The organism is Candidatus Villigracilis proximus, from assembly GCF_016717045.1.
Lineage (GTDB): Bacteria > Chloroflexota > Anaerolineae > Anaerolineales > Villigracilaceae > Villigracilis > Villigracilis proximus.
The window spans coordinates 44,221-56,801 of record NZ_JADJUO010000023.1; the positions used below are offsets into that span (position 1 = coordinate 44,221).

General features: G+C 50.3%; 9 protein-coding genes and 1 pseudogene. 4 read left to right on the plus strand and 6 right to left on the minus strand.

From position 1 onward, the window contains the following. Nucleotides 1–203: 203 nt before the first annotated feature. Nucleotides 204–2,387: a DNA helicase RecQ gene (recQ, locus tag IPL71_RS21000; RefSeq protein WP_345325027.1), complete on the plus strand. Its 2,184-nt coding sequence runs from the start codon at nt 204–206 to the stop codon at nt 2,385–2,387. Nucleotides 2,388–2,502: 115 nt separating this feature from the next. On the opposite strand, the gene IPL71_RS21005 is transcribed toward recQ, so the two are convergent. The 6 genes and pseudogenes from IPL71_RS21005 to IPL71_RS21030 all read right to left on the minus strand — a co-directional run. Beyond that, a complete protein-coding gene (locus tag IPL71_RS21005) occupies nt 2,503–3,978 on the minus strand; it encodes an HD domain-containing phosphohydrolase (protein ID WP_345325029.1) in 1,476 nt (491 codons plus the stop codon). A 67-nt stretch (nt 3,979–4,045) separates the two neighbouring features. Then, nucleotides 4,046–4,327: a hypothetical protein gene (locus IPL71_RS21010; RefSeq protein WP_345325031.1), complete on the minus strand. Its 282-nt coding sequence runs from the start codon at nt 4,325–4,327 to the stop codon at nt 4,046–4,048. Next, nucleotides 4,324–4,929, minus strand: a complete 606-nt coding sequence (locus IPL71_RS21015) for a DUF5317 domain-containing protein (RefSeq protein WP_345325033.1) — start codon at nt 4,927–4,929, stop codon at nt 4,324–4,326. Before IPL71_RS21015 ends, IPL71_RS21010 begins: the two co-directional genes overlap by 4 nt. Then, nucleotides 4,926–5,075: a hypothetical protein gene (locus IPL71_RS21020; RefSeq protein ID WP_345325035.1), complete on the minus strand. Its 150-nt coding sequence runs from the start codon at nt 5,073–5,075 to the stop codon at nt 4,926–4,928. Before IPL71_RS21020 ends, IPL71_RS21015 begins: the two co-directional genes overlap by 4 nt. A gap of 187 nt (nt 5,076–5,262) precedes the next feature. After that, nucleotides 5,263–7,455 (minus strand): tetratricopeptide repeat protein, encoded by a 2,193-nt coding sequence (locus tag IPL71_RS21025; RefSeq protein ID WP_514130833.1) that lies wholly within the window; start codon nt 7,453–7,455, stop codon nt 5,263–5,265. A 140-nt stretch (nt 7,456–7,595) separates the two neighbouring features. Next, a pseudogene (locus IPL71_RS21030) lies at nt 7,596–8,456 on the minus strand (winged helix-turn-helix domain-containing protein); the annotation flags it as partial. Between the two features lie 153 nt (nt 8,457–8,609). Between IPL71_RS21030 and IPL71_RS21035 the strand changes: the two are divergent. The 3 genes from IPL71_RS21035 to IPL71_RS21045 all read left to right on the plus strand — a co-directional run. Beyond that, on the plus strand, nt 8,610–8,888 hold the full coding sequence (locus IPL71_RS21035) for a PHP domain-containing protein (RefSeq protein WP_345325039.1): 279 nt from the start codon (nt 8,610–8,612) through the stop codon (nt 8,886–8,888). Further along, the gene (dnaE, locus tag IPL71_RS21040) at nt 8,815–12,159 is read left to right on the plus strand and encodes a DNA polymerase III subunit alpha (RefSeq protein ID WP_345325041.1); all 3,345 of its coding nucleotides are present in this window, start codon (nt 8,815–8,817) and stop codon (nt 12,157–12,159) included. The genes IPL71_RS21035 and dnaE overlap by 74 nt, the downstream gene beginning before the upstream one ends. A gap of 20 nt (nt 12,160–12,179) precedes the next feature. After that, on the plus strand, nt 12,180–12,581 hold a 402-nt coding region (locus IPL71_RS21045), incomplete at its 3' end, for a hypothetical protein (protein WP_345325043.1).

Genomic DNA, 12,581 nt, shown 5'->3' on the forward strand with positions numbered 1-12,581 from the left:
AAGATTCAAATTGATTGCCGGCATATAACCTCACCTTCGTATTGTACGATTCTTAATATTTTCCCCAAGTATACCCGACGCATTTTTATATAAGACAAACAATCCACCCCAAAGACAGCCCGTTTACTTCATTCGTGTACCTTGGTGTACTTCGTGGTTAAAAAACATCCCCACCAAAACGCACAAAGTATAATCATCACATCATGCCCACCCCTGAAACCATCCTCAAATCCACATTTGGATACGACACCTTCAAGCCGTTGCAGCGCGAGATCATCACGAATGTGCAGGCGCGGCGCGATACGCTGGTCATCATGGCCACCGGCGGTAGCAAGTCACTCACCTATCAGGTGCCCGCCCTCATGTTCAGCGGATTAACCGTCGTCGTCTCGCCTTTAATCGCGCTCATGAAAGATCAGGTCGAGCAGCTCCGCGCATTGGGCGTGCCGGCCCTCTTCATTAACAGTTCGCTTTCACCCGAAGAATATCAGGGGAATATGGACGCTGTCAGACGCGGCGAGATCAAGCTGCTGTATGTGGCGCCTGAGACATTACTGACTCCCAGGATTTTTTCGCTTCTTTCCTCCCTGAAACTGGATCTGCTTGCGATCGACGAAGCCCACTGCATCTCAGAGTGGGGCCACGACTTCCGCCCCGAGTATCGTCAGCTGGCCGAAGTGCGCAAGAAATTCCCCTCCGCCGTTTGCATGGCATTGACAGCTACCGCCACCCCAAGAGTCCGCGCGGATATTATGTCCACGCTCGGGTTTTCGCAGGCCAACGAGTTTCAATCTTCTTTTAATAGAGAGAACCTCTTTATTGAAGTCAGGCCCAAGCGTGAAGGCGTGGCGCAAACTCTGCGCTTCCTCGAAAATTTCAAAGACCAATCGGGCATCATCTACTGTTTCTCACGCCGTCAGGTGGACGAACTTTCCGATGCCATCGCCCGCCATGGATTCTCTGTCCGCCCGTATCATGCGGGGCTGGAAGATTCAGAACGCAGAAGGAATCAGGAAGCCTTCATCCGCGACGATGTGCAAATCATCGTCGCGACGATCGCCTTTGGCATGGGCATCAACAAACCGAACGTGCGCTTCGTGATCCACTTTGATCTGCCGAAGAATATCGAAAGTTATTATCAGGAGATCGGACGAGCCGGGCGTGACGGTCTGCCTTCGCATTGTCTGTTGTTGTATACCTATGCCGATGTTAATAAGATCAGATATTTTATCGATCAAAAAGATGACCCCGAACGCAGCACGTCCATGCAGCATTTGGATGCGATGACTCGCTACGCCGAAGGCAGCATCTGTCGGCGCAAACCACTGCTGGCATATTTCGGCGAGACCTTTGTCAACGAGAATTGCGGCGCTTGTGACAACTGCGGAACCGAACAAACCGCGCAAGTAGACATCACCATTCCTGCCCAGAAATTTTTATCATGCGTCAAACGCAGCGGAGAAAGATTCGGCGCGGCGCACGTGGTTGATATTTTATTGGGCTCAAAGAATGAGAAGATCGAGAAATATAATCATCACGAATTATCCACTTATGGCATCGGCAAGGAATTAACCAAATCACAATGGATGCATATTTCACGTCAACTCGTGGAGCGCGGATTATTGGAACAGGAACCTGCCTATCGCGTTTTGTCGGTCACTGCCAAAGGGCTGGAAATGCTCAAATCACGGGAGCAGGTCAAAGGCGTCGTCCTGAGCGGGTCGAAGGATCAAATTAATGAAGCGCAGAAGAAGGAACGTGGAGCGCGAGTCAAATCATCCGAATTTGAATATGACCGGTCGCTGTTCAGTCAGCTTCGAAATAAAAGAAAAGAATTGGCAGACGAAGCCGGCCTGCCGCCGTATGTGATCTTCTCTGATAAAACACTGGTCGAGATGGCGGGATATTTTCCGCAGTCGCAGGAAAGTTTATTAAATATCAGCGGCGTGGGCAAGGTGAAATTTGAAAGATACGGCGCGGCCTTTCTGGCGATCATCAAGGAATATTGCCGCTCAAACAAGATCGATGAAAAATATAAAGCGCCCGCGCGCGAAGCGGATAAGGATGCAGGGCGGCGCTACATCACTGTGGGCGAAGCCTACAACGCGGGCGAGAGCATTCAGAGTTTAATGAAGCGTTACGCGGTGACCGCTGATACGATCCTAAATCATCTGGCGCGTTTTATTCTGGCGGGGAATCCGCTGCGCTCGGCTGAAGATCTGATCGCGCTTTCGAATCTTTCACCCGATCAACAAATGGCGGTCTTCAAAGCCTTCGATACGATGGGCTCGGATGCGTTGAAACCCGTTTACGAAAAATTCAACAACACGATCAGTTATGATGAATTGAGAATTTTGCGCCTGTGTTATTTATGCGAGGAAAGATAACCTGAAAATTGGATTTAAAATAAGTACACGCCAGAATCATCTGACGTGTACCCGTAACCCCTTCTGTATCAGTATTCCCCTCAGAACCACCGACACGGCGAATTAGAAAAATAAATTATTCAGTCATCATACGAATAAACAAGGAAACAATATTCGGGTCAAGATGTGTCCCTGAATTTTCGCGGATGTACTCAAGCGCGGCAGCCTGCGACCAGGCGCGGCGATATGGACGATCAGAAGTCAGCGCGTCGTAGACATCGGCGAAGGCGAAGAGACGCGCGGCAAGCGGAATATCCTCACCGGCCAACCCATTGGGATACCCACTGCCGTCCCATTTTTCGTGATGCGAGCGGGGAATCGGCAAAGCGGGGATAAGATAGGAAATCGGTTTTAAGATCTCAACCGCGATCAGGGGATGACGCCGCATAATCACCCATTCTTCATCAGTCAACGGACCGGGTTTGAATAAAATTCCATCGGGCATGGCGACCTTACCAATGTCGTGCAAAATGGCTCCGCGCCGGATGTGAGTCAATTCTGAATCCGGGATATTCATGCGCTGTGCCAGGCGCAGGGTTAGATCGGTGACACGCCGGGTGTGATGTTCTGTTTCCTTGTCGCGCAGATCAAGCGCGCGCGACCAGCCTTCAATGGTTTTGTCGTAAGCCAGAGTCAACTCGTCATTGGTGTACTGCAAATTCTTAAACATCATGGCGCTGTCTATGGCGATGGCAGCCTGCCCCGCCAGCGTATGAAGAAAATTCGTCCAATGCTGATCGGCAGAGAGGGTGGAGCGGTGAAATATTTCGAGTACGCCTAATACCTCTCCCTTCGCGATCAGGGGAATGGCGTAATATTCCATAAAATTTTCCCTGCCAAAGAATGGCGAACGCAGCAGATCTGTCTTGCGGGTCTTCAAGTTGGGAACATGAACAACTCTGCGTTTTTGCACAGCCTGTCCGGCAAGCCCTTCGCCGATCTGTAGCTGGGTATGTTGCAAAGCCGCCGTCCAAAACCCGGCGCCTGCGGCAAACTCAAGGCGTTGATTCTGCAGATTGAGCAGAAGCACCGATGCCGCGTCAACGGCCAAATGGTTTCGGGTGTAATCCAGGATCATGGATAAAGTCTGCGTTAGGTCTATGCCTGAGGTGATGGCAAGGTCAATTGAGCGCAGGGCGGCCATTTGATCGAGCTGAATTTTTATTTTTTCTTCAGACTGTTTATATTTTGTAATATCCCGTATGAAAACGATCACCTGCCGGTTTACGCTTGGAATCAGGCGGGATTCGTACCAGCTTTTTCCGCTGATGTTGGAAACGGAGAACTCCACTTGAGCCGCTATTTTTTTTGCGCGAAGATCGCTCAGTCCGTCAACGATCTGGCGGCCCGCTTCAAACGGAAGCAGATCTTGAATTTTTCGATGTATATTTTTTTGTGCAGAGATATTCAATTGCAGCACATCACCCGATTTCTGTTCAAGGATGGTTCCCTCTTCATCAACTACGAACATGAAATCACCATAAGCCTGGAATACGGCTTCCAGTCCCTGGTTGGCATTGGGCAGGTTTTGCAAAGGCAACTCGGTGATCATTACACATCAACTGGAATATTCCCGGTGGTGAATGGAAATATTCATTCTCTTCTCAATTTTTAATATCCTAATACGTGATCAACAGCGAACGGTTGATCTGTTTCGCCAGATCAGAAAGAGACTTGGCGCGAATGGTGATGATCAGATCCTGTTCGTTTTTGCTGAGCGCGAAGGTTTGTCCCATATAACCTTTTTGCAGGGCAGTGGACGGGTCTTGCAGCAGCATGGCACAAAATTGCTGGTTGACAATCGCGGCTGCAAAAACCTGGCTTAATCCAGAGGAAACTTTTGGCTTTGAAGTAAATTTTGCCGATAATGAATTTTGATAGTTTGTTAATGGGGCAATCATACAGAAACACCTCTATTTATATTTGCCAATCGCTTTGTAATTTGCGCAGATGGTGCCGGTCTGGCAAGCAGCCAAAATACACCGAGAGCGATAAAAACGTCACCCAAACTAAAGGCCACTTGATACGGGAACCCGGCCGGGGGGAGGAAACGATCCGCGAGCCACTCGAAGCGGGTATCTTGCGGGTGAAGGAGAATGTCTTTTACACCGAAGCGGCTTCCAGTTGAGACATCCCGCAAAATATCTTCTGAAACCAGCCGGCTCGCAGTCTGCGGGCTGATCGGCATGAAACCGTTATTGACTGTCATCACTGTCAGATTAAGCGCAAGGCCGCAAAGCAGAATAGACATGCCCAACCTGTGCCGGTTTAGCCAGACAAATACCAGCAGCATGATGTGCGAGGCGAGCAGAAAGCCGGCGGCCAGCCAATCGGGGAAAAGCTTGCGGGCGATCGGCAGATAGATCACCACGAACTGCGGCAGGAAGGCAGCAGAAACCAGCCAAAGGTGGTGGAGATCAGGCGCCTGATAGGGTTGTTTGTGCCAATGCGCCCAGCCTACGCCCGCCAATAAACCGGCGGCGATCGCCAGTAATAAAATCACCTACCCAAACCAACGCCGCCACCATCAGCCGGAGCGCCAATACCGAGCACAAGCATCGCCAGAGAGACGATCACAAGAACCAATTGCACATGCTGACGGTCGATTTTCTGAGCGGAAACAGCGAGAAGGTTGAGTTTGTTTTTCATGGCAGGCATCCTTTTTTGAGTTGAGATCATTTATTGTCAAGAGGATACGATTGGCCAGGCTTCAAAACAGGCTTCAAACATTGCAAAAATCAGCCTTTTGAGGGCTGATTTTTGGGCAATTTGGATTTTGGTGGACTCAAAACTGGAAAAAGGCGGATTTCCCCGCTTTTCCTTTAACTTTACGCGATCAAGCGACGGTATAGCTGTTGGGTGTCATTCGAGGGGGAAATCCCAGCTGACGGTTAAGGGCGTCTACGCAAGCCTGGTAGGTGCGGATGATGGACGCACGGTCTCCCATACGATCATAGATCAGCATGGATAGGGCATACGCCGCTTCAAATGCAATGTCATACTCCAGCGCGCGCTGACAGGCGGCAAGCGCCTCTTCGGGCTGAGCTTGTTTTAATAATAATTCCGAAAGAGTCAGAAGCGCAGTCAGATAGACCTGACTTAACCGGTCACGTTCAAGCATGGCCCAACCGGCATAGATGTCGTCTAAAAATGGGCCGATGACAAGGGCAACGGCCTGTTTGTAAAGCGCGATCTGCTCTTCAATCTCATTGGTTAATTTAGCGCGCGCCAGAAATGATTCAAAGGCTTCCACATCATATTCAAAATCCAGGGCGCGATTAAAACCATAGAAAACATCTTCATAGGTAACAACCTCCTGCCCCACTGCCCGCCGCAAACGATAGATATCGTTCTTAAATCTCAATTTTATCTTTTGAGGGTCATCAATTTCAGGCCAGAGGGTATCCCCAACCTGTTCCCGGGTCAGCGGTTTTTGACTGGTCAGGAAATAAAAAAACAGGTCGCGGACTGATTGGGTTTGCCAATCCTTCAGAGTCAACAACTTTCCGCCAACGCTGATGGATGATTTTCCAAAAGCGCGGATGATCAAATGGGGATTGGGGATTTGAACAACATGCGACATGCGATGCAAATTCCGTCTGATGGCCGGCATTTTTGCAGCTACGCGGCTGGCACGCATCAGCAGGTCACCTGCCATGCGTCCGGCTTCGGCATCTTTTTGCAGGCCGTTCAGCCAGGAGCGTGCTTGATGCGCTGTCACCAGAATACCGTGTGCAATTTGTCCCCGGCCGCCAAAAACATTAGCCATGATCTTTCTAACTGCCATGTCATCCTTTGTTTGATGGCGGGCAGCCATTAACCAGATACGGCTGGAATCACATTCCATTCTGCGTCCATCTTCCAGGAAACAACGTTCGGCTTCTTCCAATTCATGGATCGACTGAGATGCATCTCCATCTGCCAGTGACAGGCGCCCGAGAACAAAGTTTAATAATCCCTTCTCATATAACGAATCGCCTGATCGAACCTGCGCGATCAACTCACGGGCTTCTGTGATTCTTTTTTGCAGCAGCATCAAAACAGACTGTGCCATCGCCAGATAAAAAAGGAGGAAACGATCACCCATCTCGCGTACGATCTCTTCAGCGTGACGATAGTTAAGTTGAGCAACGTTAAAATCCTCCAGCTCAGTGGATAAGTCTCCCAGCCCAATCGCGATCAACGCTTCCATGCGGGCATATCCACTGCGCCGGGCGCAGACCAGCCCTTCTTCAAAAGCCAGCGCGGCTTTCTCATATTCTCCTTGAATGTGGCGCAAAACCCCCAAATTATTTAACAAATTGGCCTGCCAGGAAAGATTCCCTTCCTTCCGCCAAATTTGAAGCGCCTTTTCATTGGCAGCCCCCGACTCTGCGTAACTGCCAATTGCCTGATAGACCATGCCGGTCTCCATTAATAGAACCGGTATATTGGCCGTCCTATTCAAGCGGACATAAAGATTTAAAGAGGATTCAAAAAAATTAAGCGACTGACGCGCCTGCCCCAGACGATATAAAGCGAGACCTTTAACCCGCAGCGCCTCGGCATAATATAGTTGATGGTCATCATCCGCTTCAACCAATTGGATCACTTCATCTGCATCACGAAGTGACGCATCATAGTCCCCTAAAAAACGATGCGCAGTTGCGCGCCGCAACAACGTTAAGATCAGGCCGGTCTGCTCATTGATCTGCCGAAAGGATTGTTCAGCCTGGGTGAGTAGATTTAATCCCTCGCGCAAATTGCCTTTCATATAGGCGATCACACCGCGGATCGAAAGCAAGCCGGGGCGATTTCTCAACAGTGAGGGAGGCAGGGCATTTAACCAGGATTCAACAGTAAGAAGCGCGCCTTGCAGCATGGAGGTGGAAGCCCGTTCGATCATCTGCGCGATGACCTCGTTATCATTTAGCTTTTTATAAACATGATGCGCTTTTTCCCATTCGCCAAGGTCTTCGTAGGCATGTCCCAAACGGGAGAAAATGAGTTGAACTTCTTCAGGATGCAACTGCTCAAAACGCGTCCGCAAAAAATCACGAAAGAGATGATGATAACGCAGCCACCTTCCATCCACGCCGACCGGCAGGACAAAAGATTGCCCTGCACAACCACACTGATCCAATTTTGCCAATTCTGCGGCTCTGGGTATAAAGGAGCAAGAACAGCCTGACAAAGAGATGCATCAAACTCTTCCAGAATGGAAGTGCGCAAAAGAAAATCCTGAATGGCAGGAGGCTGACGATCAAGCACCTGCTGACCTAGAAATTCGAACAAACCAACGCCGGTCGTCGCCGCAGATTTCATCAGATTTCCACCAATGGTGGAGAACTGCAAACCGGTGATCCAGCCCTCGGTCTTTTCAAGCATTTTTTGCGCTTCATCATGCGAAATACGCACATTGTTATTCTGCGCGAGCAAGGCTTGTATCTCATCCACATGAAAAGCGAGGTCTGAAAAACTCAATCCGCTGACCTGTTCACGCGCCACCATTAATGGCAGGTCTGAGAGACTCGTGAGAATGCGCGAAGAGATGATCACATGACAGTTCACATCCACAAGTTGAACAAATCGATTCAGGAAGGTTTGAATCGACAGAACATCATCCACGAGATGAAAGTCATCCAGCACCAGAAAAAAATGTTCATGAACCTGTTCGTATATTTCATTAACCAGCGTGACCAGCATTCGCTCCATATCATCCTGCCCAAGCGAGGTCAAACTGCCAAGCATCGAAATGGACTGTCCGCCGAATTCAGGAAAACGTTCTGCCAGAGCCGCGATCAAATATGCGATAAAGCGCTGCGGCTCACGATCCAATTCATCAAGAGCCAGCCAGCAGCAGGGCAGTTCACTTTGAGTTACAAAATCGATCAGGAGGGATGTCTTTCCATATCCGGCAGGCGCAGAAACCAGAGTCAACTTTTTATCAAGCGACTCATAAAGAACATCCAGCAGCCGCTTGCGCGTGAGCACTTCCGCCCGGCGGCGTGGAGGAATGATCTTGGTTTTGCTAATGGGAATGAATGACATAAAATTATCTTATCTTAATTAATAAAAAAAATTCAAAGGGAGTTACATTTTTATTTTATCCGGTTAAACAAATTTTAAGCATCCCATTAACTTCATCCACGAACATGCGTGCTATAATCGCATTCAGACGTTTTCACGTTCTCCAACCAACCCATGTCATTCGCCCACTTACACGTCCACACTGAATACTCTTTACTCGACGGCTTCTCGAACATCAAGAAGTTGATCAAACGCGTTAAAGAGCTGAACATGGAACACGTGGCCATCACCGACCACGGCACGATGTTCGGGGTGATCGATTTTTACAAAGCCGCCAAAGCGGAAGGGGTCAAGCCGATCATTGGACTCGAAGCCTACTATGGCCGCGCGCACCATGAAGGACAAGGATTCAAAACTCGATCGCTCGTCCTCGCACCTGCTCCTACTTGCTGAGAATGAAACTGGCTATAAGAATCTGCTGAAGATCGCCTCCGCTGCGCAAATGGAAGGCTTCTATTATTATCCGCGCATTGACCATGAATTCCTCGCCGCCCACGCCGAAGGATTAATTGCCACCTCGGGCTGTATGTCGGCGGAGATTCCGCGCTCGCTGTTAAATGAAAAACCCGAAGAAGCCGTCAAAAAATGGGACTGGTATTCCGAAGTCTTTGGCCGTGATAATTTCTTTGTGGAATTACAACAGCACAATATTAAAGAGATCACCGATCTAAATAAACAACTGCTCAGTTTGGGTGCGCGCTATGACGCAAGATTTATCGCCACCAACGATGTGCATTATGTAAATCAAGCGGATGCGCGTTTGCAGGATATTCTGCTCGCGATCCAGACCAACTCACAGCTTAATGATCCCGACCGCATGAAGATGAGCGATGACTCGTATTATCTGCGCTCGCCTTTGGAGATGAATAAACTCTTCTCGGAAGTTCCCGATGCATTAAGCAATACCCTGTTGATCGCCGAACGCTGCAACGTGGACCTCGGATTCAAAGGCTATCACCTGCCTGAGTTCACAGTCCCTGAAGGATACACACCAGAGACTTATCTGCGTGCGCTGTGTCAGGCCGGGGCAAAGATAAAATTCAAGGAAGATGCGACCAGCCAAAAGGTCCAGGAAAGACTCGATTACGAATTGAGCGTCGTCCACACCATGGGATTCGATGCCTACTTCCTGATCGTGTGGGATTTGTGTACCTTCGCCCGTGAGCATGAGATCTGGTACAACGCGCGCGGCTCGGCGGCAGGTTCAATCATCGCTTACACACTCGATATTACGCGGGTTGATCCGCTGGCGCATGACCTGATCTTTGAACGCTTCCTAAATCCGGGCCGCGTTTCCATGCCCGATATTGATCTCGATTTCCGCGATGACCGCCGCTCTGAAATGCTGGAATACACGGCGCGTAAATACGGCGATGACAAAGTAGCGCAGATCATCACCTTCGGCACGATGGGATCGAAAGCCGCCCTGCGTGATGTGGCGCGTGTGATGGAAATTCCATTGCCCGAAATTGATAAGGTCGCGAAACTTGTACCTTTCGTTTCAGGCCGCGCAACCACCATGAAAGACGCAATGGAAATTGTGGATTTCAAAAAGATCTACGATACCCAGCCGCACTTGCGTGAAGTGATCGATATCGCCGCGCGCATGGAAGGCACAGTCCGCAACGCAGGCACACACGCAGCGGGCGTGGTCATCTCAGATAAACCGATCATGGATTATCTGCCGCTGCATCGTCCCACATCCAACTCAGAAGAAACGCCGATCAAATCAGTGACCCAGTTTGAAATGGGTATTCTCGATTCGCTCGGCATGTTAAAAGTGGACTTCCTCGGGCTGATCACATTAACCGTCATGGCCCGCGCCTGTGACATGATCTTCAAACGTCACGGCATTAAATTTGACCTGAATAATATTCCCATTGATGATCCCAAGTCATTTAAGTTAATGGGCGATGGAAACACGGCTGGCGTCTTCCAGGTGGAAGGCGGCGGAATGACGCGCTGGCTCGTGCAGATGAAGCCCAAGAATCTCGACAACATCATCGCGATGGTCGCGCTGTATCGCCCGGGACCGATGGCCTTTATCCCTGATTACATCTCGCGTATGCACGGCGAATCAGAAGTGGAATATCGTCACCCCGCGATGGAACCGATCTTCAAGGACACCTTCGGCATTCCTGTCTATCAGGAACAACTCATGCGCGCCGCCGTGGAACTCGCAGGCTACACACCTTCCGAGTCAGATGAATTGCGCAAGGCGATCTCCAAAAAGAAAAAAGAAGACATCGATAAACACCGCGCCAAGTTCGTCAAAGGTGCCGTTGAAAAAGGCATGGAGCAATCCACCGCCGACGCGATCTACATGGATTGGGAAGAGTTCGCGAGGTATGGATTTAATAAGTCTCACGCCGCAGATTATGGTGTCATCGCCGTACAAACTGCATATCTAAAATCAACTTATCCCGCTGAGTATATGGCGGCGCTGCTTTCTGCGAATGCGGGCATCACTGAAAAGATCGCCTTCTATGTCGCGGATTCACGCAACATGGACGTGCCCGTTCTCCCACCGGATGTCAACGCATCCACCTGGGATTTCAGCATTGAAGATGTAGTCCCTTCGACAGGCTCAGGGCAGGCTAAACCATCCATCCGCTTTGGATTGGGCGCGATCAAAAACGTCAGTCAGGGCGCGGTGGAAACCATTATGGAAGCGCGCGCCGAAGGTCAGTTCACCGACCTTAACGATTTCGCCCGCCGCGCCGACTTGCGCGCTGTTGGCAAACGCTCGCTTGAATGTCTCATCAAAGTTGGCGCGCTCGATCAATTCGGCAATCGCGCATCCATGCTCGCCTCGCTTGACCGCATCGTCGCCATCAGCAGCAATCACTTCCGCGCCGCTGACGCCGGGCAAATGAGTCTCTTCGGCGCATCAACCGGCATCATCGAAGAAATCCATTTACCCGAAGTCAAGAACGTGGACAAACGCGAAATGCTCAATTGGGAGCGCGAACTCGTCGGCCTCTACATCACCGATCATCCGCTCAACGAATATCAAGCCATCCTCGCGCAGATCGTCAGCTATTTCTCGGGTCAGCTTTCCGAAGCCATGCACGAAGAAAAAGTCCGCGTGGCCGGGCTGATCACTGTTGTCCGCCCGTACACCACCAAGACCGGCAAAGCCATGGGCTTCGTCACCATCGAAGATATTCAAGGCACCATCGAACTCGTCATGTTCCCCAAGACCTGGACCAAGTTCATGGACAAAATGATGGTCGGTCAGATCATCATCGTCGAAGGCAAAGTGGATAACGCCAATCCGCCAGCCAAGATTCTGGTGGATGAAATTAAGACGGAAATTTCAGTGACCACTGCCGCAGCGGATGAAGTCATCGCTGATAACACACCCCCCCGCCAGCCACCCCGCTTCATTACAAATCGACGTCTGCTCCTGCCCAAAAGCGACTCAGCAACCCAAGCAGACTCCACCTACAAACCCGCCGCAAGTGGATCAGTCAACAAGCCGCAGATTTCGAACCCGAGCCTGTCTACGCCGCAGACACCGACTTCGACGGGATGCCGCCTCCGCCTGATAACTTCCCCGATAACTGGGACAATGAATGGCAGCCATCTTTTGACGACGCCGCAATCGCTGCCAAGCCTGCGCCAAAGTTCAAAAAAGACGAACCGATCACACCGCCGTTGATCACGCGCGCTGTGGCAGCGTTGGCAAATATTGAAGAGCCGAATCAACTTGAAGACCGGCGCGAAGCGGTTATTCAATCCATGTATGTGCCGTTGGTGAAAGAGAACAAAGACAAGGATCATCCGCCCAAACAGTTGACCATTACCCTGCGCTCCACCGGCGACCACGAACGCGACAAACGCCGCATCAAGACCCTGCACGGCATTCTCACCTCAAATCACGGGCGTGATAAATTTAGCTTTCATATTTTTGAAAATAACAAAGGCTACCTGATCGACTTCCCCAACGACACCACGCGCATCCACCCCGAACTTTTGGCGCAGCTCAAAAAAATTGATCTGCGAAGAAAGCTAGGCGTGTGGAAGAGATCGCGTTCAGTAATAACGAAGAGACAGTCACAATTAGATGCGGCTGTCTCTTTT